Origin of the sequence: Mesorhizobium kowhaii (assembly GCF_003253745.1) — a bacterium.
Taxonomy (GTDB): Bacteria; Pseudomonadota; Alphaproteobacteria; order Rhizobiales; family Rhizobiaceae; genus Mesorhizobium; species Mesorhizobium kowhaii.
In genome coordinates this window covers 343,485-366,569 of sequence record NZ_MZXV01000080.1, presented here as the reverse complement: position 1 = coordinate 366,569, position 23,085 = coordinate 343,485, and the positions used below count along the sequence as shown (strand labels likewise).

The 23,085-nt window shown below is 64.0% G+C and carries 23 protein-coding genes and 1 pseudogene; 14 read left to right on the top strand and 10 right to left on the bottom strand.

Going from position 1 to position 23,085, the window contains the following annotated elements; genetic code table 11:
* Nucleotides 1-381: 381 nt before the first annotated feature.
* The 3 genes from B5V02_RS37275 to secA all read right to left on the bottom strand — a co-directional run bounded on the left by B5V02_RS37275 (nucleotide 382) and on the right by secA (nucleotide 6,197).
* Nucleotides 382-1,662 carry a GNAT family N-acetyltransferase gene (locus tag B5V02_RS37275; RefSeq protein WP_111548908.1) on the bottom strand — a complete coding sequence of 427 codons (1,281 nt, stop codon included), beginning with the start codon at nucleotides 1,660-1,662 and terminating at the stop codon, nucleotides 382-384.
* Complete coding sequence (locus B5V02_RS37270) at nucleotides 1,662-3,062, bottom strand: oligosaccharide flippase family protein (RefSeq protein ID WP_111548907.1); 1,401 nt, start codon at nucleotides 3,060-3,062, stop codon at nucleotides 1,662-1,664. The genes B5V02_RS37275 and B5V02_RS37270 overlap by 1 nt, the downstream gene beginning before the upstream one ends.
* Nucleotides 3,063-3,464: 402 nt before the next feature.
* The gene (gene secA, locus B5V02_RS37260) at nucleotides 3,465-6,197 is read right to left on the bottom strand and encodes a preprotein translocase subunit SecA (protein WP_111548905.1); all 2,733 of its coding nucleotides are present in this window, start codon (nucleotides 6,195-6,197) and stop codon (nucleotides 3,465-3,467) included.
* Between the two features lie 249 nt (nucleotides 6,198-6,446).
* On the opposite strand from secA, the gene B5V02_RS37255 reads away from it, so the two are divergent.
* Nucleotides 6,447-7,364: a peptidylprolyl isomerase gene (locus B5V02_RS37255; protein ID WP_111548904.1), complete on the top strand. Its 918-nt coding sequence runs from the start codon at nucleotides 6,447-6,449 to the stop codon at nucleotides 7,362-7,364.
* Between the two features lie 79 nt (nucleotides 7,365-7,443).
* Here B5V02_RS37255 and B5V02_RS37250 read toward each other — a convergent pair whose 3' ends face one another.
* From B5V02_RS37250 to B5V02_RS37245, 3 genes are all read right to left on the bottom strand, one after another.
* A complete protein-coding gene (locus B5V02_RS37250; protein WP_111548903.1) occupies nucleotides 7,444-8,043 on the bottom strand; it encodes a TetR/AcrR family transcriptional regulator in 600 nt (199 codons plus the stop codon).
* A 114-nt stretch (nucleotides 8,044-8,157) separates the two neighbouring features.
* Nucleotides 8,158-8,289: a nuclear transport factor 2 family protein gene (locus B5V02_RS42345; RefSeq protein ID WP_281005062.1), complete on the bottom strand. Its 132-nt coding sequence runs from the start codon at nucleotides 8,287-8,289 to the stop codon at nucleotides 8,158-8,160.
* On the bottom strand, nucleotides 8,279-9,400 hold the full coding sequence (locus B5V02_RS37245) for a caspase family protein (RefSeq protein ID WP_245446375.1): 1,122 nt from the start codon (nucleotides 9,398-9,400) through the stop codon (nucleotides 8,279-8,281). Before B5V02_RS37245 ends, B5V02_RS42345 begins: the two co-directional genes overlap by 11 nt.
* A gap of 153 nt (nucleotides 9,401-9,553) precedes the next feature.
* Here B5V02_RS37245 and argJ point away from each other — a divergent pair, with 153 nt between their 5' ends.
* From argJ to B5V02_RS37220, 5 genes are all read left to right on the top strand, one after another.
* Nucleotides 9,554-10,795 (top strand): bifunctional glutamate N-acetyltransferase/amino-acid acetyltransferase ArgJ, encoded by a 1,242-nt coding sequence (gene argJ / locus B5V02_RS37240; RefSeq protein ID WP_111548902.1) that lies wholly within the window; start codon nucleotides 9,554-9,556, stop codon nucleotides 10,793-10,795.
* Nucleotides 10,796-10,824: 29 nt separating this feature from the next.
* Nucleotides 10,825-11,577 carry a GNAT family N-acetyltransferase gene (locus B5V02_RS37235; protein WP_111548972.1) on the top strand — a complete coding sequence of 251 codons (753 nt, stop codon included), beginning with the start codon at nucleotides 10,825-10,827 and terminating at the stop codon, nucleotides 11,575-11,577.
* 8 nt (nucleotides 11,578-11,585) lie between these two features.
* Nucleotides 11,586-12,008, top strand: a complete 423-nt coding sequence (locus tag B5V02_RS37230) for a (deoxy)nucleoside triphosphate pyrophosphohydrolase (RefSeq protein ID WP_111548971.1) — start codon at nucleotides 11,586-11,588, stop codon at nucleotides 12,006-12,008.
* Between the two features lie 128 nt (nucleotides 12,009-12,136).
* The gene (locus tag B5V02_RS37225; RefSeq protein WP_111548901.1) at nucleotides 12,137-12,454 is read left to right on the top strand and encodes a hypothetical protein; all 318 of its coding nucleotides are present in this window, start codon (nucleotides 12,137-12,139) and stop codon (nucleotides 12,452-12,454) included.
* A gap of 109 nt (nucleotides 12,455-12,563) precedes the next feature.
* Nucleotides 12,564-12,743: a Flp family type IVb pilin gene (locus B5V02_RS37220; RefSeq protein WP_111548900.1), complete on the top strand. Its 180-nt coding sequence runs from the start codon at nucleotides 12,564-12,566 to the stop codon at nucleotides 12,741-12,743.
* A 27-nt stretch (nucleotides 12,744-12,770) separates the two neighbouring features.
* Here B5V02_RS37220 and B5V02_RS37215 read toward each other — a convergent pair whose 3' ends face one another.
* On the bottom strand, nucleotides 12,771-13,646 hold the full coding sequence (locus B5V02_RS37215) for a class I SAM-dependent methyltransferase (RefSeq protein WP_111548899.1): 876 nt from the start codon (nucleotides 13,644-13,646) through the stop codon (nucleotides 12,771-12,773).
* 64 nt (nucleotides 13,647-13,710) lie between these two features.
* On the opposite strand from B5V02_RS37215, the gene B5V02_RS37210 reads away from it, so the two are divergent.
* From B5V02_RS37210 to B5V02_RS37195, 4 genes are read left to right on the top strand one after another with little or no spacing between them, the layout of a single operon-like run.
* Nucleotides 13,711-14,511 (top strand): ComF family protein, encoded by an 801-nt coding sequence (locus B5V02_RS37210; protein WP_111548970.1) that lies wholly within the window; start codon nucleotides 13,711-13,713, stop codon nucleotides 14,509-14,511.
* Nucleotides 14,512-14,538: 27 nt separating this feature from the next.
* Nucleotides 14,539-14,817: a glutaredoxin 3 gene (grxC, locus tag B5V02_RS37205; RefSeq protein ID WP_111548898.1), complete on the top strand. Its 279-nt coding sequence runs from the start codon at nucleotides 14,539-14,541 to the stop codon at nucleotides 14,815-14,817.
* Nucleotides 14,818-14,819: 2 nt separating this feature from the next.
* Nucleotides 14,820-15,686, top strand: a complete 867-nt coding sequence (locus B5V02_RS37200) for a carbon-nitrogen hydrolase family protein (RefSeq protein WP_111548897.1) — start codon at nucleotides 14,820-14,822, stop codon at nucleotides 15,684-15,686.
* A complete protein-coding gene (locus tag B5V02_RS37195) occupies nucleotides 15,683-16,108 on the top strand; it encodes a DUF1178 family protein (RefSeq protein WP_111548896.1) in 426 nt (141 codons plus the stop codon). The genes B5V02_RS37200 and B5V02_RS37195 overlap by 4 nt, the downstream gene beginning before the upstream one ends.
* A 4-nt stretch (nucleotides 16,109-16,112) precedes the next feature.
* On the opposite strand, the gene B5V02_RS37190 is transcribed toward B5V02_RS37195, so the two are convergent.
* Nucleotides 16,113-16,598, bottom strand: a complete 486-nt coding sequence (locus B5V02_RS37190; protein ID WP_111548969.1) for a MarR family winged helix-turn-helix transcriptional regulator — start codon at nucleotides 16,596-16,598, stop codon at nucleotides 16,113-16,115.
* Between the two features lie 98 nt (nucleotides 16,599-16,696).
* On the opposite strand from B5V02_RS37190, the gene B5V02_RS37185 reads away from it, so the two are divergent.
* On the top strand, nucleotides 16,697-17,620 hold the full coding sequence (locus B5V02_RS37185) for a DMT family transporter (RefSeq protein ID WP_111548968.1): 924 nt from the start codon (nucleotides 16,697-16,699) through the stop codon (nucleotides 17,618-17,620).
* A gap of 110 nt (nucleotides 17,621-17,730) precedes the next feature.
* Complete coding sequence (locus B5V02_RS37180; RefSeq protein ID WP_111548895.1) at nucleotides 17,731-18,246, top strand: flavin reductase family protein; 516 nt, start codon at nucleotides 17,731-17,733, stop codon at nucleotides 18,244-18,246.
* A gap of 200 nt (nucleotides 18,247-18,446) precedes the next feature.
* On the opposite strand, the gene ubiG is transcribed toward B5V02_RS37180, so the two are convergent.
* The gene (ubiG, locus tag B5V02_RS37175) at nucleotides 18,447-19,196 is read right to left on the bottom strand and encodes a bifunctional 2-polyprenyl-6-hydroxyphenol methylase/3-demethylubiquinol 3-O-methyltransferase UbiG (RefSeq protein ID WP_111548894.1); all 750 of its coding nucleotides are present in this window, start codon (nucleotides 19,194-19,196) and stop codon (nucleotides 18,447-18,449) included.
* Between the two features lie 283 nt (nucleotides 19,197-19,479).
* Here ubiG and B5V02_RS42075 point away from each other — a divergent pair.
* Nucleotides 19,480-19,530, top strand: a pseudogene (locus B5V02_RS42075) (hypothetical protein); the annotation flags it as partial.
* 156 nt (nucleotides 19,531-19,686) lie between these two features.
* Here the strand turns inward: B5V02_RS42075 and B5V02_RS37165 are convergent.
* On the bottom strand, nucleotides 19,687-21,489 hold the full coding sequence (locus B5V02_RS37165) for a CHASE3 domain-containing protein (protein ID WP_245446374.1): 1,803 nt from the start codon (nucleotides 21,487-21,489) through the stop codon (nucleotides 19,687-19,689).
* Between the two features lie 303 nt (nucleotides 21,490-21,792).
* On the opposite strand from B5V02_RS37165, the gene B5V02_RS37160 reads away from it, so the two are divergent.
* Complete coding sequence (locus B5V02_RS37160) at nucleotides 21,793-23,046, top strand: aspartate kinase (protein WP_111548892.1); 1,254 nt, start codon at nucleotides 21,793-21,795, stop codon at nucleotides 23,044-23,046.
* Nucleotides 23,047-23,085 lie beyond the last annotated feature (39 nt).

Here is a 23,085-nt window from a genome sequence, read left to right as displayed (position 1 = left end):
TCGGGAATGTTTGGTACAGATTTCTCTGAACCGATCAGATATGCGGCAGCGCGCGATTACCCGTTGAAGTACATTGAGACTATCGGCCTCGGGCGAGGGGCACATAAAGTCTTGTGATTGCTGATAGATTGTTCGGTCTGGACGCCAGTTCGATCCAGCCTTGAGACCCCGGCTAGGGACAGCATCCCATTTTCAGGCACTGATCTTATTGGGCTCAAGACGGCTTGCAGAGGCAGACACGACAACCGTTGGAATGCACTTCGACGGTTCGATCGTCTTGAGCTCAGTGTGCCTGAAGGCATTTCCAAATGTGATTGCAAGGCCAATCAGCAGCGCGGCCCACAGACCAGGTTGTCGCAATTTCCGGTTTGGCATCAGTTACTACCGCCGGCCCAGCAAGCTCTTCATCCGGAGGCGCAGCAGGCGGGCCATGTTGCGGGTCTCGCGGTAGAGATGCAGCTGCGAAGCGGCCTGGCGGGTGAGGCGGTCGGCGTCCGGCGTCAGGCCGATCACCAGCGTGCCCATCGGTTTGCGCTCGGTCCATAGCCGGCTCATCACCGGATGGTCGGGCATGGCGCAGGAATCGGTCATCATGATGTTGGGATCGTCGAGATGCTGCCTGGTCACCTCGATCATCAGCAGCGTGCCCGGCGAACAGGCGGCCAGCGTCTCGTCATAGGCCGTCTTCCAGGTGTAGGCGATGCCGGCTTCGACGAAGACGATCAGGCAGGCAATGGTGCGGCCGTCGAGCGTCAGCGAATGGATGCGGCACATGTCCTGTTCGGCCAGCCGGTGCACGGCTTCGCGGGCGAAGGCGGCGCGGTAGCGGTCGATCGCCATGGCTGTGCGTTCGCGGCCTTTCCAGCCGGCTGCTTCCAGCGACAGGAAGCTTTCGATGGCATGGCGGATCTCTTCAGGGCCGCGCGCCACGGCATGTTCCAGTTTGCCGAGATCGCCGAGGCGCCGCTTCAGGCGCCGGAACTCGCGATAATGGTGCGGGCGCAGCGAGGCCTTAAGATACTCGTCTCCGTCGGCTTCGCTGTCCAGCGCGGGGCGCTGGGTCTGGCCGGTGGTGACCAGCATCAGGCCGCGCGTCTCGGCCACGGTGGCAAGCAGGCTCGCCACCGGGCCATCGAGCCGGATGTCGGGCAGGACGAAGACTTTCGGCAGCTTGAGGTGCGGGCGCGACAGCACCGAGAAGAAGTCCTCGACGACGCCAACCGGATCGTCGCGATCGACCAGCGGCGTGCCGAGCGGGCCGAACGGGCTCGACCACGTGCGCATGACCGGCACGCCGAGCGGCATCCCCGGCCGTTCCACCGAGAACGGCACCAGCAGCCGCAACCGGTTGCGGTATTCGTCGCCGTCGCGGATCACCGCCAGCCGCACCTCGCGATCCTCCAGCCGGGGCATGGCCGGCGCCAGGAAGCGCGGGTTGAAGAAAACGTTCGGCTCGATCGTGCGGGTGCAGAGATAATCCAGTTCCTCGACCAGGTCGAAGCCGGCCGATGCCGGGTAGATGGCGAGTTTTCGCTCCGGCCGGTTGTTGGCGAAAATTTCGATATGGGCGGGGTCGGCGTCGCGGGTCAGCCCGGCAAGGCCGGACACCATGGCGCCGGCCGTGCCGCCGCTGGTTTCCTCAAGCAACGGGATGGCGGCCATCACGCGGCTCCTTTCGCAGGCACGAAGATGAGCATGACGATGCCGAGCTTGCGCCACACGGTGAAGGACAGCGCGCAGGCTTCGAAGATCATGGCAAAGGCGGTGGCCATCGCCGCGCCCCACAGGCCGAAAGGCGGGATCAGCATCACGTTGAGGCCGATGTTGAAGGCCAGCGTCATGGCATAGACGGCGGCGCAGATGTTCTGGTTGCCGCTCATCGTCAGCAGGCTTTCGCACGGACCGACGGCGGCGCGGGCCACGACGCCGAAAACGAGCAGGAACAGCAGCGGATAGCCACTGCTGAATTCAGGGCCGAACAGCACCAGCATCGGCTCACCCAAGGCAAGCACCAGCAGCGCCATCAGCAGCGAGGGCCAGAAGGTCCACGACACCGTCTCGCGGGCGAAGGCGACGAGCTTTTGCGGCTCGCCATGGGTGAACTGCGCATAGCGCTGGGCAACACCGGCCTTGACGGCGAAATAGACGAAATGCACCAGCGCCAGCGTCTTCACCGTGGCGAAATAGACGGCGACGTCGTTGGGATTCATATAGGCGCCGACCATCAAGACATCGGCATTGGTGAGCAGGAAGAAGAAGCTTTCGACCAGGAAGATCGGCAGCGACACGATGAACCATTGCGCGAAATGCACCTTCATCGGCCCTGCCGGGGTTCTCTTGTCCATGCGTTGGGTAACGCCGATGAGTTGACCGAGCGTGGTGACATAGGTGGCGGCGATCGAAGCGAAGATGGCGGTCTTGGCGTCCGGCGCATAGCCGGCGACCAGCATCAGCGCCATGAACAGCAGGATCAGCACCGGCCGTATCAGATAGGTCGGCGACAGCGCGAACAGCGCCCATGAATTGGCGCGCGCCAGCCCTTGCAGCAGGTCGGACATGGCGATCATCGGCAGGCAGATGACGCCGAGGATGAACGGTACCACGTAGTAGTTCTCTATCCACGGCGAAGCCAGCCAGACGCCGAGCGCGCCGAGCCCGGCGATGAGCGTGGAGGCGATCAGCACGAACAGCCGGCTGGCCAGCACGATGCCGCGCAATTCGGCCAGCATGCCGCGCTCGCGGTATTCGGGAATGAAGCGGATGACCGAGGTGTGGAAGCCAAGGCAGGCGAGGTTGCCGACGATGACCATCGTCACCCAGACGAGGACGAAGATGCCGTATTCGAACGAGCCCATCCAGCGGGCCATCAGCACCTGGCTCACGAAGGCGATGACGGCGCTGATGATGCGGATGGAGAAAGCGATGACCGACATGCGGCCGGCCTCGCCGCGTTCGTCGGCGGTGAACAGCACGGCGTCGATGCGGCCTAGCAACGGCCCCATGCGCAGCGCCAAACGCCGCGGCAAGAACCGCCCGGCTGTCGTGGCCGCGGAAAAGCGCACCCCGATTACTCTCCGTTTTCCGCCTCTTTTCAGGCTTTGGTGTATCAAAGACACATTAAGAAACGGTTGGGTGAGGAGCGGTCCGCACAGCGGACGAAAAGCCAACGATTTGGCTTTTCGAGCGACGAACGCCCGGAGCCATAGCGAAGGGCCGGCAAGGCCGCCGATGCGCGGGGCGCGCATTCGCTATGCCGGCAGACGTCATGCAGGTCGCCGGCGAGATCGAAGAGCATATACGTGCGTGGGCGATGCCGCCTGAGCGAGCCAGGCGCGGCGCCACAGCGCCCCCGATGGCCTGCCGGCCTCTGGTGGGGATCGGCTAATCGCGAAGATCCGCGCCGCCCCTCATCCGGCCCTCCGGGCACCTTCTCCCCGTGAACGGGGAGAAGGGAGAACGCGCGCTTAGGCGAACGCGCCGTGGCAGTGCTTGTACTTCTTGCCGGAGCCGCAGGGGCAGGCTTCGTTGCGGCCGATCTTGCCCCAGGTCGCCTGGTTGTTCGGGTCGCGGTCTTCGGGAGCGACAATCGCGTTGGTCTCCGGGCGGACCAGGAGGGCGGTCTCGCCGCCGTCAAAATCGTTTTCGCCAGTGCTGCCGTCGATATGGGTACCGAACATGTCGGGCGCTTCGGGCGGCGGTGCTTCGGCGGCCTGGCGGACCAGTTCGACGCGCATCAATTGCGCGGTGACGGCCTGGCGCAGATTGCCCAGCATCGCCTGGAACAGCTCGAACGCTTCGCCCTTGTACTCCTGCAGCGGATCACGCTGGGCGTAGCCGCGGAAGCCGACGACCGAACGCAGATGGTCGAGATTGACGATGTGCTCGCGCCACAGATGGTCGAGCGTCTGCAGCACCACCGAACGTTCGACATAGGTCATCACCTCGGGGCCGAAACGCTCGGAGCGTTCCTTGGCGGCGGCGTCGGCGGCCTCGGTGATGCGCTCGCGGATGTCGTCCTCGGCGATGCCCTCTTCCTTGGCCCAGTCCTCGACCGGCAGGTCGAGATTGAGGAATTCGGCGACCTCGGCCTTCAGCCCGGCAACATCCCACTGCTCGGCATAGGCATTTTCGGGGATGGCCTTGGCGACGATCTCGTCGATGACGCCCTCGCGCATCTCGCCGATGATTTCCGAGAGGCCTTCGCCGTCCATCAGTTCGATGCGCTGCTCGAACACCACCTTGCGCTGGTCGTTGGAGACGTCGTCATATTTCAGCAGGTTCTTGCGGATGTCGAAGTTGCGCGCCTCGACCTTCTTCTGCGCCTTTTCCAGCGCCTTGTTGATCCATGGATGGATGATCGCTTCGTCTTCCTTGAGGCCGAGCTTCTGCAGCATGCCGTCCATGCGTTCGGAGCCGAAGATGCGCATCAGATCGTCCTGCAGCGACAGGAAGAATTTCGAGCGGCCGGGGTCGCCCTGGCGGCCGGAGCGGCCTCTGAGCTGGTTGTCGATGCGGCGCGATTCATGGCGTTCGGTGGCGAGCACGTACAGGCCGCCGGCGGCCAGCGCCTTTTCCTTCAGCCTGGCGATGTCGTCGCGGATCGCTTTTTCCTTGGCCTCGCGCTCGGGGCCCTCAGGCATGTCGCCCAGTTCGTCGGCGATGCGCATCTCGGCATTGCCGCCGAGCTGGATGTCGGTGCCGCGGCCGGCCATGTTGGTGGCGATGGTGATGGCGCCCGGCTTGCCGGCCTGGGCGACAATCGCCGCCTCGCGCTCGTGGTGGCGGGCATTCAGCACCTCGAAATCCTTGAAGCCTTCCTTGCGCAGGCGCTCGGCCAGTTGCTCGGACTTTTCAATGGAGGTGGTGCCGACCAGCGTCGGCTGGCCCTTGGCGCTGGCCTCTCGGATCTCCTTGACGATCGCCTTGTATTTCTCCTCGACCGTCCGGTAGACCTCGTCGTCCTCATCCTTGCGGATGACGGGCAGGTTGGTCGGGATCTCGGTGACGTCGAGATTGTAGATGTTGCCGAATTCCTCGGCCTCGGTCAGCGCCGTGCCGGTCATGCCGGCGAGCTTCTTGTAGAGGCGGAAATAGTTCTGGAAGGTGACGGAGGCGAGCGTCTGGTTCTCCGGCTGGATCGCCACATGCTCCTTGGCTTCGAGCGCCTGGTGCAGGCCTTCCGAATAGCGGCGGCCCGGCATCATGCGGCCGGTGAACTCGTCGATGATGACGATCTCGTCGTTGCGGACGATATAGTCCTTGTCCTTCTGGAACAGCCGGTGCGCCTTCAGCGCATTGTTGACATGGTGGACGATGGCGACGTTCTCGACGTCGTAGAGCGACTCGCCCTTGAGCAGGCCGGCGTCGCGCAGCAGGTTCTCCAGCTTCTCGGTGCCTTCCTCGGTGAAGATCGAGGTCTTCTGCTTCTCGTCGATCTCATAATCCTGCGGCTGCAGCTGGATGATGAAGGTGTCGATGGTGTTGTACATTTCCGAGCGGTCCTCGAGCGGACCGGAAATGATCAGCGGCGTGCGCGCCTCGTCGACCAGGATGGAATCGACTTCGTCGACGATCGCGTAATTGTGACCGCGCTGCACCATCTGGGCGCGCTCGTACTTCATGTTGTCGCGCAGATAGTCGAAGCCGAGCTCGTTGTTGGTGGCGTAGGTGACGTCGGCGGCGTAGGCGACGCGGCGCTCCTCGTCGGACAGGCCGTGGACGATGACGCCGACCGAGAGGCCGAGGAACTTGTAGACGCGGCCCATCCATTCGGAGTCGCGGGTGGCGAGATAGTCGTTGACGGTGACGACGTGGACGCCGTTGCCGGCGAGCGCGTTGAGGTAGACCGGCAGCGTCGCGACCAGGGTCTTGCCTTCGCCGGTGCGCATCTCGGCAATGCCGCCATTGTGCAGCACCATGCCGCCGATCAGCTGGACGTCGAAGGGGCGCATGCCGAGCACGCGGCGCGCCGCCTCGCGGGCGGTGGCAAAGGCGGGTACCAAAAGGTCATCGAGCGTGGCGCCGTTGGCGATGTCCTGGCGGAATTTCGCGGTGCGGGCGACCAACTCTTCGTCGGAGAGCGCCCTCATCTCGTTTTCCATGGCGTTGATCGCCTCGACACGGGGCCGGGTCGATTTGACGCGACGGTCGTTGGAGGAACCGAAAACCTTACGGGCGAGACCGCCGAGACTGACCATCCAATGGTCCTTTCGATAGAATTCTCAATCTTGAGATGGGCGCCGGCCGGCCCCATCAAATCCACGTGAACGCGGACAAACACAAAAAGCGCCCGGAAAACGGTTCTGGACGCAAAGTCGTTGGACAGATAAGAGGGGGCTCAACTGATGTCAACGCCGCGCTGGCCCTGCCGGTCGCGCCAAATTCCGCCACAATCCGGCTGATCTGGAAACCTTCCCGCCCTCATAATCCCTTACCGGAGTCATCTTATGTCCTTGTTGTTCCGCCGCGCGTCGCTCGCCAGCTTTGGTCTGGCCTTCGGCTTGTCGGCCCTTTCGCTGTCGCCGCTGATGGCGCAACAGACCGCTCCCGCTCCGGCGGATGCAGCAGCACCTGCCGCGGCACCGGTCGATCCGAATACCGTGGTCGCCACGATCAACGGCCAGCCCTTGACCGAAGCCGACCTCGTGCTTGCCGAAGGCGAGCTGTCGCAGCAATTCGCCCAGCTGCCGGCCGAGCAGCGCCGCGCCGCGGCCCTTTCGGCGGCCATCGAAATCCGCGTCATGGCCGCCCAGGCGGTCACCACCGGCCTCGACAAGGATCCCGACTTCCAGCGCCGCATGGCCTTCCTGCAGCAGCGCGCGCTGCATGGCGAGATGGTCGAGAAGGGCGTCGTCGACAAGGTCACCGACGCCGAGGTTCGCGCCCGCTATGACCAGGAGATCGCCAACACGCCGCCCACTAACGAGGTGCATGCCCGTCACATCCTCGTGAAGACGAAGGAAGAGGCCGAGGCCATCATCAAGCAGCTCGACGGCGGCGCCGACTTCCAGAAGCTCGCCAACGAGCACACCAGCGATCCCTCAGGCAAGACCAGTGGCGGCGATCTCGGCTGGTTCGGACCTGGCCAGATGGTGCCGGAGTTCGACAAGGCGGCCTTCGCGCTCGAGGTCGGCAAATACACCGAGCAGCCGGTGCAGTCGCAGTTCGGCTGGCATGTCATCAAGCTCGAGGACAAGCGCACCAAGCAGCCGCCGGCGTTCGACGACGTCAAGGACCAGGCCAAGCAGGCGGTCATCCGCGACAAGTATTTTGCGCTGGTCAAGTCGCTGCGCGGCGGCGCCAAGGTCGAGATCCCCGATGCGAACCTGAAGAAGGCGGTCGAGACGCTGGAAAGCGCCAAGTAAGCCTGAAGGAATTTTTGAAGAGGGCGCGGCAGCCAAGGGTTGCCGCGCCCTTTTTTGTCAGCCGGCGCCGGCCGCTTTTTTACTTTCCGGGTGCGGCTATGCCTCGCATCACGTAGTTGACCGTCTTGCGTATGGTCGCTTCATCCTCGTCGAGCCGGTTGGTCAACAGATGCTTCCAGGCGAAAGAGGCGATCAGGTCGGCGACCAGCGCTGAATCGATGTCGACGCCGATTTCGCCCCTTGCCTTGGCGCGTTCGAGTATCTGGCCGGTATGCGAGCGTCGGCCGAGCGCATAGCCGGCAAGTGACGCGGACGCCGTATCATCCGACTGCGCCTCGGCGATCAGCGACCGGAACACGCTGCCAGACGATGTCTCGCGCCAGTGGGCGAACAGGTTTTTCAGGAAGCCGACGAGATCCTCCTCCAGTCGGCCGGTATCGGGAACATCGACGCGTTTCTGGCGCTGGTAGACCTCAAGCAGCAATGCGGCCTTGCTCGGCCACCAGCGATAGATGGTGGGTTTTCCGGCACGAGCCCGCCGCGCCACCGCCTCGATCGAGAAACCGGCATAGCCGGCCTCGACCAGTACTGCCTCGGCGGCTTCGAGAATGGCGTCGGCGCTGTCGGGATTGCGCCGAGCGCCAATCGATTTGCGCGCCGGATCGGCGTCTGCGGCCATTCCTGTCGTCCTCGTCAACAACTTCGCCGGCAATATACGTGACCCGGCGATCAAACGAAACGGCCCGTTTTCAGGCTTCTGAAAGCCGGTGACGATGGCGGCGCCGGCCGGTGTCTATTGCATCGCTTGCGATGTCTCGGACTCGATGCGCCAGCCGCCGTCGGCCTTGACCAGGCCAAGCGTCACCCGCGCCTTGCCGGTCAGGCGCACCGCCGACTTGTCCTTCGGCAGATAATCATAGCGCATCGCGAAGACCGCCTCGGCGCGGTCCTCGCCGTGCGGGGTGACCTCCAGGCTGCCGGGCTCCAGGCCGAGCGACCAGGAGGGCCCACTGCGCGAACCAGTCGGTCTTCACCTTGACGATGGCGTCGGCGTCGTAGCGGGTGCCGAAAATGGTGGCGGAGGGGCCGTAGAGCCGCTTGACGGTCTCGCTCATCGCCTTGGTGTCCGGCGTTAGATAGTCCCGGCGCAGGAATTTCTCGATCGAGCCCTTGTCGTCACCCACCGAGCGTTCAAGCGCGGCAACTTCAGTCGAAGGCGCCGGAGCCGCGGCCGGCTTCGGTGGCTGAGCGGGTTGTCCGTCCGAGACAAATTCGAAGCGCTCGAGCAGCGAGCCTTGCTCCCAGGGGCGTTGCGCCTCGCGCGTTTGCGACACCACGTCTCGGCGCACCGCGATCATCATGTCGTTGATGCTCTGGCCGGGCTCGGCGATGTGCCGCAGCAATGCTTCGGCGAAGGGCGAGTTGCGCCCGCTTCCGTCCATGGCGACCGCACCTGGCGCGGTCGAGAAGGCAATGAACGAGCCGCGCGTCGAATCGAACTGCGCCAGCCCGGCCAGCGCTGTTGCCGAGCGGGTGGTGGCTGTGCGGCTCAGGCTGCGGGCAAACGGGTTGTTGCGGCAGGCATCGAGAAACACCAGGCTGACCTTGGTCTGCTGTTCCATGATGTCGAGGACTTCGTCGATCGGCACGGCCTCGAGTTGCAGCTTGACCGGCATGTCGAGCCTGGCGTCGACCGGCACGATGTAATTGCGCCCCTCGACCTGCAGGCCGTGGCCGGCATAGTAGAAAAGCCCGACGCCGGCGCCTTCGAGCGCGTCGGAGAACTCGCCGATGCTGCGTTCGAGCTCACGCTTGCCGAGATCATTGCCTTCGATGACCTCGAAGCCGATGGAGCGCAGCTTGTCGGCGATGTCGAGCGCGTCGTTGACCGGATTGGCCAGCGTACCGGCTTCGGCATAGGTGCCGTTGCCGATGACCAGCGCCACGCGCCGTTGCGGCTGTGCATCGACGCTCAGCAGCAAAAGTCCCAGAAATGCCCATGCGAGGATCGCAAGCCTGCCCTCGCGGAAGATCATAACGTCATCGGCCCCGGCGACGCCAACAGATTTGAAATGCAGGCTTAATCCCGATTGGGTTTCCGCCCCTGGCGACAAGCGAAACGCCCTTGCGCCCGCGCGTCGTATCGGGCAAACCGGCCTTCCCTTGCGATTTTCCCGCCCGAGGTCCCCATGTCCACGACGATTTCGCCGCTTGCGCCGAAGAAATACCCCAAGATGCCGGCCATTGAGGGGGTGCGCATCGCCACCGCCGAGGCGGGGATAAAGTACAAGAACCGCACCGACCTGCTGACCATGGTGTTCGATGAAGGCACCGCGGTCGCCGGTGTGTTCACGAAATCGAAATGCCCCTCGGCGCCGGTCGATTTCTGCCGGCAGAATCTCGGCGCCGGCAAGGCGCGGGTGCTGGTCGTCAATTCCGGGAACGCCAACGCCTTCACCGGCAAGAAGGGCCGCGAGTCCACTGCACTGACGGGCGAAGCCGCGGCGAAGGCTGCCGGCTGCAAGGCGAGCGAGGTTTTCCTGGCCTCGACCGGCGTCATCGGCGAGCCGCTCGACACCAGCAAGTTCAGCCATTTGCTGGCGGGACTGGTCAGCAACGGCAAGCCTGGTTTGTGGACCGAAGCGGCAAAGGCGATCATGACCACGGATACCTATCCGAAAGTGGCGACCGCAACCGTCAAGCTCGGCGACACCGATGTCACCATCAACGGCATCTCCAAGGGCGCCGGGATGATCGCGCCCGACATGGCAACGATGCTGTCCTTCGTCGCCACCGACGCGCCGATCGCCGCACCCGTGTTGCAGGACCTGTTGTCGCGCGGCACGGCCAAGACCTTCAACGCGGTCACCGTCGACAGCGACACTTCGACCAGCGACACGCTGCTGTTCTTTGCCACCGGCAAGGCCGCCAGCCGTGGCGCGCCTGATATAACGGACCCGAAGGATGCCCGCCTTGGCGCGTTCCGCCGGGCGCTCGGCAAGGTGCTGAAATCGCTGGCGCTGCAAGTGGTGCGCGACGGCGAGGGCGCCCGCAAGCAGGTCGAAGTCACCGTCACCGGCGCCAAGTCGGCGCGGTCGGCCAAGCGCATCGCGCTGTCGATCGCCAATTCGCCGCTGGTCAAGACCGCGGTCGCCGGCGAGGACGCCAATTGGGGGCGTGTCGTCATGGCCGTCGGCAAGGCTGGCGAGCCCGCTGACCGCGACCGGTTGTCGATCTGGTTCGGCGAAAACCGGCTGGCGCATGAGGGCGAGCGCGATCCCGGCTATTCCGAGGAAGCGACCTCGGCCTACATGAGGCGCGACGATATCCGCATCCGTGCCGATATCGGCATCGGTCGCGGCAAGGCGACGGTGTGGACCTGCGATCTCACCAAGGAATATGTCGCCATCAATGGCGATTATCGGAGCTGATGGCTTTGGCTTCCAGGCATCCGGCAAGCATGCTCGCGATCGTGCGCCGCTACGAGGCGGCCGGCTTCCGCGCCTGGCCGGCAGCGGCGGTCCATTATGACGGCACCTGGGTGGTGCGGCTGACCGCCGGCCATCCGGCCAAGCGGCTGAATTCGGTCAATCCGCTCGATCCCGGCGACATCCAGCATATTGCCGACCGCATCGGCCGGGCCAGCCGCCGTTTCGACGCCTATGGCAGGCCGCTGACGTTCCGCATGTCACCGCTGTCGGGTCCCGATCTCGCCAGTCATCTCGACCGCGAGGGCTGGAGCCGTTTCGACGAATCGCTGGTGATGCGGCTGCCGCTGGCCGACGCGCAACTCGATGCCGCCATGGACCAGATCCCGCTGAAGGATATCAGTCGCTTCATCGGCGCGTCGCTCAAGGTCAGCGGTTCGGACGTTTCGTTGCGACCCGGCCTGTCGGAGATCATCGGCGCCATCCAGCCCGAGGCCGGGCTGTTCGCGCTCGAAGATGGAGCCGACCCGCTGGCGACGCTGATCTGCGTGCACGACGGCGATCTCGCCGGCCTGTTCGAGATCGCCACCGACAAGTCGGCGCGCAACAAGGGCCACGGCCGCAACCTGATCCTGTCGGCGCTGAAATGGGCGCGGCTGCGTGGCGCCCGCGAAGCCTGGCTGCAGGTCGAGGCCGGCAATGTGCCGGCGCTGGCGCTCTATCGTTCGCTCGGCTTCGACGAGGTCTATCGCTATCACTATCGCCGGCCGCCTGTTCATGGGTGAAATTGGGCATGAGTGATGTGGCGATCGCCGGCAAGCGCCTGCTCCTGGTCGCCGCCTGCGCGCTGGTCGATGCCGATGGCCGCGTGCTGCTGGCACAGCGGCCCGAGGGCAAGCAACTTGCTGGCCTGTGGGAATTTCCCGGTGGCAAGGTCGAGCCCGGCGAGACGCCCGAACAGTGCATCATTCGTGAACTGCACGAGGAAATCGGCATCGAGACCGACATCCCCTGCCTGGCGCCGCTCACTTTCGCCAGTCATTCCTACGACGATTTCCACCTGCTGATGCCGCTGTTCATCTGCCGCCGCTTCCGAGGCATCGCCCAGCCCAGGGAAGGGCAGGGGCTGAAATGGGTGCGGCCAAAGCAGATGCGCGACTATCCAATGCCGCCGGCCGATGCGCCGCTGATCCCGTTCCTCATCGATCTTCTTTGAGGGGCGCCCGTCCGGCTTGCCGGTCGAGGCGTCGTATCAGCCAGCGTTAATGGAAGATTTATCTCGTCATGAAAAAGTGAAGCAAGGTCGTTCGCGGCCGCGCCGCCGATTCGCTGGGGAGCGATAGAATGAGCCTAGACAGGGATTGGGACTCGATCCGGCCCGAGCGCGGTTTTCGCACCGCCGACGCGGGCATGGGCATATTGCGCATCACGCTTCTGTTCGGTTCGGCCGCGGTGGCGCTGGCGCTGATCGCGGCACCTTTCCTCGATAGCCAGACGCGTTCGCTGTCGGCCCGCGATGATCTTGCCGTCGGGCTCGACATGACGGCCACCGGCTCGGTCAGCCATCGCGAAACCTATACGGTGCGCCGCAGCGTGCTGCAGCCGCAACCCAGTTCGGTCTGCATCATCAGGTCCAATGGCAGAAGCAGCGGCGACTGCTGACATGGTTAAGAGATTTCGGCAAGGCGGCGGTTTCACCGCCTGTTAAGCCTTTGCCGTTAACCTTTCTTAACAGATCGGCGGTAAGGTCCTGGCGAGAGGGGTTGAGGTCATGAAAGCAGTGCTGCTGGGATTTCTGAAGGACGAGAACGGCGCCACGGCCATCGAATATGGCCTTATCATCGCCGTGCTGTCGCTGGCGATTGTCGGCGGCATAGGTCAGGTCTCCAACTCGATCACCTGGCTGTTCAGCGACAACAGCAGCAGGCTTGCGAACGCCTTCGCACCCTGACCTGGCTGTCCGTGTCCACGGACCGGATCATTGCCCGTCGGGAGCCTCCAGTATCGTCTTCAGCGAGACCTTGGCCGAACCCGGCTTCAGCGGTTTTTGCTGCGAGGCGTCGGGCGCCCAGCCGGACATCCAGACAATCGAGAAACTTGCCCTTACGCGGCCGTCGAGGTCGGAAAACCGCTCGGCGTAGATTTCAGCCGCGCGGGCAAACAGCTTGCGTGCCCCGGGCCGGCGGCTGCGATCGGTGAGCGCGCTGGTTTCGCCCATGGCCCGCAGATCCGCCATCAGGCCGAACAGGCTGGCATAGCGCACCGTCACCGTCTCGACGTCGGCGACCGGCAGAGCGAGACCGGCGCGCTGCAGTAGCGCGCCGGCATCGCGCACATCGGTGAACGGGATGACACGCGGGCTGGCGCCGCCGTAAAGCTCGGTCTCGGCCGCAAGCAGGCTTTCGCGCAACTCGAAAAGCGTGCCGGCGCCGGCAAAGGCGCCGAGGAAAAGCCCGTCCGGCCGCAGCGCGCGGCGGATCTGGATCAGCATGCCCGGGACATCGTTCATCGCCTGCAGCGACAGAAGGGAGACCGCCAGATCGAGGCTTTCCGGTTCGAACGGCACGGTTTCGAGCGGTGCGATCAAGCCGACGCCGCCGCCAGTCAGGAAAGCCGTGTCCGCCTCGACGCGGACAATGTGCGCGACCTTGCAGCTCTCGGCAAGCGTTTCGGCTGCCGCCGGCGTCTGGCAAAACAGCACCGCTGCCTTGCCGAACCGGCGCTCGACGGCATCCAGCCGGTCGGCAAGATCCTCGGCCGTGCGGCGCATGAGGAAATCCGCGCCGTCAACCGGATGGGCAAGCGCGCGCCGCTTGTGCGCCAGCCAGAGAGAAATATCCATTATCGGCTGCAACCGGCAAATCCTTGATTGTCCACGCTCTGACATAGTTCATATAGTGGCGCGCAGGACCAACCACGTGGCCGATCCGATGCCCAAGATCAAGCCCATCGAGATCAAGAGCCTGGCCCGATCGGCCTTCGGCTGGCCGGCGCGCATTTTGTTTCCGCCGGTCTGCGCCGGTTGCCGCCGGCATGTCTCGCAGCCCGGCGTTCTGTGTGGCGCCTGCTGGCCGAAGCTGCGGCTCCTGGAACGGCCATGGTGCCCGGTGATGGGCACGCCGTTCACCCACCATATGGGCGAGGGCTTTCTATCCGCCGAGGCGATCGCCGATCCGCCGCCCTTCGAGCGGGCGCGGGCCGCCGTTGCTTATTCCGGCGTCGCCCGCCAGATGGTGCAAGGGCTGAAATACCAGGATCGCACGGATCTTGCGCCATGGATGGCGCGCTGGATGGTGCGCGCCGGCGCCGATCTCATCGCCGAGGCGGATGTGGTGGTGCCGGTGCCGCTGCACTGGCGGCGCTTTTTCAAGCGTCGCTTCAACCAGTCGGCGGAACTGGCCAGGGCGGTCTCCGTGCTCAGCCAATTGCCCTTCGCACCCTCGGCGGTGCGGCGCGTAAAACTCACCCGCCAGCAGGTTGGGCTGGAGAGGCAGGAACGCGAGGAGAATGTGCGGGCCGCCTTTCGGGTGCCCGCCGAAGCGGAAATCGAGATTGCCGGCCGCAGGGTGCTGTTGATCGATGACGTCTACACCACAGGCGCCACCGTTCGTGCCGCAACCAAGGCGCTGAAAAGAGGTGGCGCCGGCGCCGTCGACGTGCTGACCTTTGCGCGTGTGTTGCCGGGGGACTTTCGGGCGGACGAGTCCGCGACTATATAAGTAGGCAACGAACAGCGGAAATTCGTCATGGTCGATGTCACCATCTACACCCGCATGATGTGCGGCTATTGCACGGCAGCCAAGCGGCTGCTCGAGCGCAAGGGCGTCGCCTTTACCGAGCACGACGCCTCCTTCTCGCCCGAACTGCGCCAGGAGATGATTTCCCGCGCCCAAGGCCGCTCGACCTTTCCGCAGATTTTCATCGGCGATACGCATGTCGGCGGCTGCGACGACCTGCACGAGCTGGAGGCCGAAGGCCGGCTGGACAAACTGCTCGCCAACGGCGCGACGATTCGAGGGATATGACGATGGGTGTTTTCAAGGCCGCTGCGATCCAGATGCGTTCAGGCGAAAGTCCCGAACGCAACGCGGTCGATCTCGAACGGCTGGTGCGTGAAGCCGCGGCCCAAGGTGCGACCTACATCCAGACGCCGGAAATGACCGGGGCGCTGATCCGCGACAAGGAAGCGCGCGCCGCCTCCTTCACCTCCGAGGACAAGGACATCGTCGTCGCGACCGCGCGCAGACTGGCGAGCGAACTCGGTGTCTTCCTGCATATCGGCTCGACCGCCATCCTGCGCGCCGACGGCAAGCTCGCCAACCGGGCGCTGCTGTTCGGCCCGGACGGCGCCACGCTTGCCACCTACGACAAGATCCACATGTTCGACGTCGATCTCGACAATGGCGAGAGCTGGCGCGAATCCGCCGCCTACGAACCGGGTACCGAGGCTGTCGTCACCGAGATCGCGGGCGCGAAACTGGGTTTCGCCGTTTGCTACGATTTGCGGTTTCCGCAATTGTTCCGCGCCGAGGCGCTGGCCGGTGCCGACCTGCTTTCCGTGCCCGCCGCCTTCACCCGTCAGACGGGCGAGGCGCACTGGCACGTGCTGCTGAGGGCACGCGCCATCGAGAACGGCGCCTATGTCGTTGCCGCGGCGCAAGGCGGCCTGCATGAGGACGGCCGCGAGACCTATGGCCATTCGCTGATCGTCGACCCCTGGGGCCGCATCATCGCGGAAGCCGCGCATGACGAGCCGGCGGTGATCGTTGCCGAGATCGATCCGGCGCAGTCGGCGGCGGCGCGCAAGAAGATTCCCAATCTCAAAAATGCGCGGGATTTCGCGGTCAATGCAGGTTCGTCCGAGGCGCCGCGTCTCAGGGGTGCTGCCTCTTGATCCGCTTTGCCCTGATTTGCGAGCATGAGCACGAATTCGAGGGCTGGTTTCGTAGCAACGACGATTTCGACATCCAGAAGAAGCGCGGCTTTGTCGATTGCCCGACCTGTGGCTCGCACAAGGTGCAGAAAGCCCTGATGGCGCCCGCCGTCTCCACGGCTCGCAAGCAGGAAACGATAGCGCTCGCCATGGGCGAGGCGCAGAAGCAGGCCCTGGCGCAGCTCAAGGCGATGGCCGAGAAAGTGCGCGAGAATGCCGACTATGTCGGCGACAAGTTTGCCGAGGAAGCCCGCAAGATCCATTTCGGCGAAAGCGATGCGCGCGGCATCTATGGCGAGGCGACGCTGGACGAGGCCAAGAGCCTGGCGGAGGACGGCGTCGAGTTCATGCCGATCCCGGTGTTTCCGGACGACCGCAACTGACTGGTTACCTCACGCTACCGATCAATTTCTCAAGCAGTCGAGACAGCGTTTCCCGTTCCGCCGGCGTCAGGCCCGCGAGGATCTCGTGCTCGTTGGCAACGTGGGCGCTAACGGCTTCGTCGATCAGCGCGAGACCCTTTTCGGTCAGCCGCACGACAATGCCTCGCCGATCGTTGGGGTGCGGCCCGCGCAGGATCAATCCGGACGTTTCGAGCCGGTCGAGCCGGTTTGTCATGGCGCCCGATGTCACCATTGTCGCTTCGTAGAGAGCGGTCGGCGTCAGCGCGTAGGGTGATCCCGAGCGGCGCAGCGTCGCCAGCACGTCGAATTCCCCGGACTGCAGCCCGAAGCGGGCAAAGAGCGGAGCGAGGCGCTCGCGGGCGATCAGCGAGGCGGCCTCGTTCAACCGCCCAAGCACGGCCATCGGCGAGACATCCAGATCCGGCCGCTCCCGTTTCCATTGCTCGATCGCTCTTGCTGCCCTATCCAACTGTCTCACCATCATGTATCTTGACGTTAAGAATCTTTCCATTATCTTACCCCAAGATGCAATGCTGGCCAAGGGGCCGCGCACGACAGGGCTCGATGATGAAATTTCTCTGGGATTCGGCGCTCGGCCTGCTGGTCGTCACCGGCGGCCTGCTCGGCCTAACGCTGCCGTTCGGCAAGATCGCCACGGCGGTCGGCGTTCCGGCCATGGTCTGGGCCTTCGTCATCTCGCTTGGCGCCGGCGGCGTGCTGCTGTGCGCCTTGCTGCTGCGCGGCCAGCGTGTCCGGCTTACTCCGCACAAATTGCGCTATTTCTTCGTTACCGCGGCGGTGTCCTATGCCGTCCCCAATCTCCTGATGTTCTCGGCCATCCCGCATCTTGGCGCCGGTTACACCGGCATCATGTTCACGCTGTCGCCTGTCATCACGCTGGTGTTCTCGATCCTGCTGCGTGTGCGCCGTCCAAATATGCTGGGCGTTGTCGGCATCGCCGTCGGCTTCGTCGGCGCCGTCATGGTCGCGATTACACGCGGCGAGGCCGGCCAGCCCGCCGATTTGTTCTGGGTGGTGATGGGGCTGCTCATCCCGGTCAGCCTTGCCGCCGGCAATATCTACCGCACGGTGGACTGGCCGGAAGGCACCGGCCCGATCGAGCTTGCCGTCGGCAGCCACCTGGCGTCGGCGGCGATGCTGTTAGTCGGCATTCTCGCTCTGTTCGGCGATAGGGCTTTCGTTCCACTCGGCGGCGTGCCCCTGATCGTCGTCGCGCAGGCTGCGTCGGCGTCGGCGATGTTCGCCTTCTTCTTCCGACTGCAGGCGGTCGGCGGCCCCGTCTATCTCAGCCAGATTGGCTATGTGGCGGCGGCGGTCGGGCTATTTGCCGGCACGGTCTTCCTTGGCGAACACTATCAGCTGCTGACTTGGGCTGGCGCGGTCATCATCACCGCCGGCGTGTTCATCACCACCAAGGCACAAAGCAAAGGCGTCAGCACCGTACCGGCGGCCGTGCAGTCGGCCGCTTAGAACGGATTTCACCTGAATTTGTATCTGGATTATCTTTATCTTCCTGTTCGAGCATGATCTTTTCCGAAAACCGTTTCCATTTTTCGAGATCACGCTCCGGGAGCCGGCCCATGACTGAAGCAAAGGTTCCGGGGGGAACTCCCGTCGATGTCGCCGATTTTCGAGCCGCGATGCGGTTGATCGTCGGCAATGTCAGCGTCATCACTGCCGGCGTCGGCGAGGATCGCTCCGGCCTGGTGGTCATTTCGGTCGTATCGTTGTCGGCCGAGCCACCCAAGGTGATCGCTTGCGTCAACCGGTCATCGTCGACCTGGCCGCTAATCGAACACTACCGGCATTTCGGTGTCAATTCGCTCGGGCCCCAGCATCAGCGCGTGGCCGAGCGGTTCTCCGGCTTTGGCGGCATCAAGGGCAAGGACCGCTACGAGGGCGCCGAATGGATGACGCTGAAGACCGGAGCGTCATTGCTGTCGGATGCGGTGGTGGCCTTCGACTGCAGCCTCGACGAGATGATCGATCGCGGCACGCATTCCATCGTCATCGGCTCGGTCGCGGCCGTGCACACTCGCGATGCCGGCCAGGCGCTGATCTACTGGCGGGGCGGCTACAGGCCGCTCGACGCCTAGGATGTGTTGATATTCAGGTGATGCCGGCCCGCAAACGGTGAGTTCCTGCGCTTCCGGTGCTCACGTACCCAAAAGTACGCTCCGCTCCGGTTCTCGGAACCCATCTAGTTTGGTCGCTTCGCGCCCGTCTTCGACTCCGGCTCGGCCTGACCTGAATCTCAACACACCGGGAGCAAATTTCAGAAAAAAAGTGCGGTGGGTCAGACCGAGCCCTTTTCCGCCAGCACCATGTAGTTGACGTCCATGTCCTTGGAGCGTGCCCAGCGGTCGGCAAGCGGATTGTAGGTGACGCCGGTGCGGTCGATGATGCTCAGGCCGGCGCCGCCGAGCGCCTTTTCGAGTTCTTCTGGGCGCACCAGCTTGCCGAACTGGTGGGTGCCGCGCGGCAGCCAGCGCAGCACATATTCAGCGCCGATGATGGCCAGGCCGAGAGCCTTCAGCGTGCGGTTGATGGTGGCCACGAACATGATGCCGCCGGGCCGAACCATCTCGCCGCATTTGGCGACGAACAGGTCGATGTCGGCGACATGCTCGACCACTTCCATGTTGAGAATGACGTCGAATTTCTCACCGGCGTCGGCCAGATCCTCGGCGGTCGTGGCGCGATAGTCGACGCTCACATTGCCCTCGGCCGCGTGCAGCTTGGCCACTTCGATGTTCGTTTCGGAGGCATCCGCTCCCACCACTTCGGCGCCAAGCCGCGCCATCGGCTCGCACAAAAGCCCGCCGCCGCAGCCGATGTCGAGGATGCGCAGACCCTCGAAAGGCCGTGCGGCGCGCGGGTCACGGCCGAAGCGCGTCGCTATCTGGTCGCGGATATAGGAGAGCCGAACCGGATTGAACTTGTGCAGCGGGCGAAACTTGCCGTTCGGATTCCACCATTCGGCGGCAAGAGCGGAAAAGCGTTCCACTTCTCCGGCATCGATCGTCGATCGTCGGGGCTCTGGCATCGGTTGGTCTCCTCGACACTACAGCGCCGCGCGTCCTTGGATGCGCAAAGGACGCTGTAGCACTTTGATTCTGCGCATGATCCTTTCCGAAATCGAAATCGATTTCGGGGTCATGCGCTAGGAAGTCGGGCGTGAGGCAGCGAATGTCAAGGCAGCATTTTCCTCTGCCGACAGAACGATCGCTCTGTCAGGGCATGTCAGTTGCCGAGCGCTGCGGGTGAAACACAATTGGTCTGGCAACCGCGGCTATCTGGAGGAAACAAGCAGTCGCGAACTGAGGCGCATGGAGCGTTCCGAACAGCCTCTGGCAATGATCATGCTCGATGTCGATCATTTCAAGCAGTTCAATGACACGTTCGGCCATGAAGCCGGCGATCTCGTCCTCAACCAGGTGAGGTCCGGCGTCCCGCTGTCGCAGCCCGGCCAGATCGGGAACTCCAATCATAGGCAGCCCTGCGAAAGCTTCACGACAAGATCATTCCCGGCCGGGCTACTTCATGTCCAGCACGTCGCGCAGTTTCGCCGCCAGCTGCTCGATGGTGAAAGGCTTGGCCAGGAAGTGCACGTCGTGATCGAGCACGCCGTTGTGGACGACGGCGTTCCTGGTGAAGCCGGTGGTGAAGATCACCTTGAGCTGCGGCATGCGGGCGACCGCCTCTTCCGCCAGCTTGCGGCCGTTCATCACCGGCATGACGATATCGGTGAACAGAAGGGCGATGCCGGGGTTTTCCGCCAGCGCCTGCAAGGCTTCCTGGCCGCTGCCGACATGGATGACGGTGTAGCCGAGTTCGCGTATGGCGTCCGTGGTTGAAGCGCGCACGCGAGCATCGTCCTCGACGACGAGGATGGTTTCGGTGACCGGAGCCGCGGGGTTGTCGCCTCGCCCCGTGGGCATGGCAACCTCCTCCGGTCCGAAGAATCGCGGCAAATAGATCTTGATGGTCGTGCCTTCGCCGGGCTCGGAATAGATCTTGACGTGGCCGCCCGACTGTTTGACGAAGCCGTACACCTGGCTCAGCCCTAGTCCCGTGCCCTTGTTGACCGGCTTGGTGGTGAAAAAGGGCTCGAAGGCCTTGGCTATAGTGTCGGGGACCATGCCCGAGCCGGTGTCGCTGACGGCGATCATCACATACTGGCCGGCCGTGACCTCGGCATGGGTGCCGGCGTAGCTGTCGTCGAGATGGCTGTTGGCGGTCTCGATGGTCAGCTTGCCGTCGTCGCCCATGGCGTCGCGCGCATTGACAGCAAGGTTGAGAATGGCGTTCTCGATCTGGCTCGGGTCGGCATGGGTTTTCCACAAGCCTCCCGCCAGCACTGTTTCGATGCGGATGGATTCGCCGAGCGCCCGCCGAAGCAGGTCGGACATTCCGGTCAGCAGGCGATTGGTGTCGACGATCTGGGGCGCCAGCGGCTGCTGGCGCGAGAAAGCGAGCAGCCTGGCCGTCAGATTTGCCGCCCGGTTTGCCGCGTCGATCGCCGCTTCGATGAATTTTGCGATGTCGTGCTCGCCGCGCTCCAGCTTGCGCTGGGCAAGGTTCATGGCGCTGATGATCACCGCCAGCATGTTGTTGAAGTCGTGGGCGATGCCGCCTGTCAGCTGACCGACCGCCTCCATCTTCTGCATCTGGCGGATCTGGGATTCAGCATTTTCGCGCGTCTGGATCTCATTGCCGAGCGCGATGTTCTTGCGCGTCAGCTCATCCTGGGCGACGGCCACCTCACGGAAGCGGCGCCGGGATTCGCGGATGGTGTAGGTACCAAGCAGAAAGATCGCCAGCAGTGCCGCCAGCGAGCCGATGCGCAGCCAGGCCTCCACCTGGTCTGTATGCTCGTCGCGCTTGGCAACGGCGGCGGCGCCGATGCGCCGGATCGTATCCATACTGGCCCGGACCTCGTCCATGGCGGCCTTGCCCTGGCCGCTGCGGACCAGCTCCAGCGCTTTGACCGCGTCACCTCTGTCGTAGAGGACGATCGTTTCGGCCAGCTCAGCCTGCTTTTGCGAAAGCGCGTCCTTGATGTGACTGACTTGCGGAGCGAGCTGGTCGTCAGAGGCTGTCATGGTGTCGATGCGGGCGAGTTGCCCGGGGATTGCCTCGACGGCCTTCCGATAAGGTTCGAGGTAGGATTTCTCGCCGGTCAGCAGATAGCCGCGCTGGCCGCTCTCGGCATCCTGCGGCAATGAAAGCAGCCCGGAAAGCAGTTCCTGATACTCGATTGTCTCACGCGCGGCGGCACGATTGGCCCTCTGGCCCTCGACCAGCATGGCGCGCGTGCCGACGATCAGCGCCAACATTGCGAAGCCCATGAAAAGCGGGAGCGATTGCCATCGCGTGGCGCGTCGAAGACGAGCAATCATCTGTTATGCCGAACCAAATGGAATTCCCCGCGGGCAGCTTTTCGTAAGCGGCGGCGGGGCGGAACGCAATATGCCGTCTTCTTGAAGTCGGCAATCCGCCGCCAGCCTTGCGAAAGCTTCATCATTTGGCTAAGGAGGCCGCGCATTCAGCGGCCGGCGTCAGCCGGACGTATCCTTCCGTTTTTCGGGATTCCGCTTTCAGGGCTGGGGTCCGGCTTCAGTCAAAGGCATTTCGCTTCCATGGCGCGCATCGTGATGAAATTCGGCGGAACCTCCGTCGCCGACATCGCCCGCATCCGCAATGTGGCGCGTCACGTCAAACGCGAGGTCGACGCCGGCCATGAGGTGGCGGTGGTCGTCTCGGCGATGGCCGGCAAGACCAATGAACTGGTTGGCTGGACGCGCGAGGCCTCGCCGATGCACGACGCACGCGAATATGACGCGGTCGTCGCTTCCGGCGAACAGGTCACCGCCGGCCTTCTGGCAATCACGCTGCAGAACATGGGCGTGCATGCGCGTTCCTGGCAGGGCTGGCAGATCCCGATCAAGACTGACAACGCGCACGGCGCGGCGCGCATCCTCGACATTGACGGCGCCTTCCTGATCAAGCGTTTTGGCGAAGGCCAGGTGGCGGTGATCGCCGGCTTCCAGGGCATCGGTCCGGACAATCGCATCGCCACGCTTGGCCGCGGCGGCTCCGACACCAGTGCGGTGGCCATCGCAGCAGCGGTCAAGGCCGATCGTTGCGACATCTACACCGACGTCGACGGGGTCTACACCACCGATCCGCGCATCGAGCCCAAGGCGCGGCGGCTGGCCAAGATTTCGTTCGAGGAAATGCTTGAAATGGCTTCGCTCGGCGCCAAGGTTCTGCAGGTGCGTTCGGTCGAGCTTGCCATGGTGCACAGGGTGCGTACCTTCGTGCGGTCGTCCTTCGACGATCCCGATGCGCCCGGAATGGGGGATTTGCTCAATCCGCCCGGAACGCTCATTTGCGACGAGGAAGAGATCGTGGAACAGCAGGTCGTCACCGGAATTGCCTATGCCAAGGACGAAGCGCAGATTTCGCTGCGCCGTGTCGGCGACCGGCCGGGCGTCGCCGCCGGCATCTTCGGGCCGCTGGCCGAGGCCAACATCAATGTCGACATGATCGTCCAGAACATTTCCGAGGACGGCAAGTTCACCGACATGACCTTCACCGTGCCGTCGGGCGATGTCGACAAGGCGCTGGCAGTGCTCGAGCGCCTGAAAGCCTCGATTGGCTACGATGTCGTGCAATCGGAAGCCGGCATGTCGAAGGTTTCGGTCATCGGCATCGGCATGAGGAGCCATGCCGGCGTCGCCGCCACCGCTTTCAAGGCGCTGGCCGACCGTTCGATCAACATCCGCGCCATCACGACCTCCGAGATCAAGATTTCGATCCTGATCGACGGTCCGTACACCGAACTTGCGGTTCGCACTTTGCATTCCGTCTACGGTCTGGATAAGCAGTAGCGAGAACGATTTGAGTTGTTGCGTGTGCGCCGGTCGCAG

Bases quoted from the DNA above. Each gene is read 5' to 3' on its own strand.
- B5V02_RS37275 (WP_111548908.1), bottom strand. From the start codon at position 1,662: ATGGCCGCCATCCCGTTGCTTGAGGAAACCAGCGGCGGCACGGCCGGC.
- secA (WP_111548905.1), bottom strand. From the start codon at position 6,197: ATGGTCAGTCTCGGCGGTCTCGCCCGTAAGGTTTTCGGTTCCTCCAAC.
- B5V02_RS37255 (WP_111548904.1), top strand. From the start codon at position 6,447: ATGTCCTTGTTGTTCCGCCGCGCGTCGCTCGCCAGCTTTGGTCTGGCC.
- B5V02_RS37250 (WP_111548903.1), bottom strand. From the start codon at position 8,043: ATGGCCGCAGACGCCGATCCGGCGCGCAAATCGATTGGCGCTCGGCGC.
- B5V02_RS42345 (WP_281005062.1), bottom strand. From the start codon at position 8,289: ATGCGCTATGATTATCTGCCGAAGGACAAGTCGGCGGTGCGCCTGACC.
- B5V02_RS37245 (WP_245446375.1), bottom strand. From the start codon at position 9,400: ATGATCTTCCGCGAGGGCAGGCTTGCGATCCTCGCATGGGCATTTCTG.
- argJ (WP_111548902.1), top strand. From the start codon at position 9,554: ATGTCCACGACGATTTCGCCGCTTGCGCCGAAGAAATACCCCAAGATG.
- B5V02_RS37235 (WP_111548972.1), top strand. From the start codon at position 10,825: ATGCTCGCGATCGTGCGCCGCTACGAGGCGGCCGGCTTCCGCGCCTGG.
- B5V02_RS37230 (WP_111548971.1), top strand. From the start codon at position 11,586: ATGAGTGATGTGGCGATCGCCGGCAAGCGCCTGCTCCTGGTCGCCGCC.
- B5V02_RS37225 (WP_111548901.1), top strand. From the start codon at position 12,137: ATGAGCCTAGACAGGGATTGGGACTCGATCCGGCCCGAGCGCGGTTTT.
- B5V02_RS37220 (WP_111548900.1), top strand. From the start codon at position 12,564: ATGAAAGCAGTGCTGCTGGGATTTCTGAAGGACGAGAACGGCGCCACG.
- grxC (WP_111548898.1), top strand. From the start codon at position 14,539: ATGGTCGATGTCACCATCTACACCCGCATGATGTGCGGCTATTGCACG.
- B5V02_RS37200 (WP_111548897.1), top strand. From the start codon at position 14,820: ATGGGTGTTTTCAAGGCCGCTGCGATCCAGATGCGTTCAGGCGAAAGT.
- B5V02_RS37185 (WP_111548968.1), top strand. From the start codon at position 16,697: ATGAAATTTCTCTGGGATTCGGCGCTCGGCCTGCTGGTCGTCACCGGC.
- B5V02_RS37180 (WP_111548895.1), top strand. From the start codon at position 17,731: ATGACTGAAGCAAAGGTTCCGGGGGGAACTCCCGTCGATGTCGCCGAT.
- ubiG (WP_111548894.1), bottom strand. From the start codon at position 19,196: ATGCCAGAGCCCCGACGATCGACGATCGATGCCGGAGAAGTGGAACGC.
- B5V02_RS37165 (WP_245446374.1), bottom strand. From the start codon at position 21,489: ATGTTGGCGCTGATCGTCGGCACGCGCGCCATGCTGGTCGAGGGCCAG.
- B5V02_RS37160 (WP_111548892.1), top strand. From the start codon at position 21,793: ATGGCGCGCATCGTGATGAAATTCGGCGGAACCTCCGTCGCCGACATC.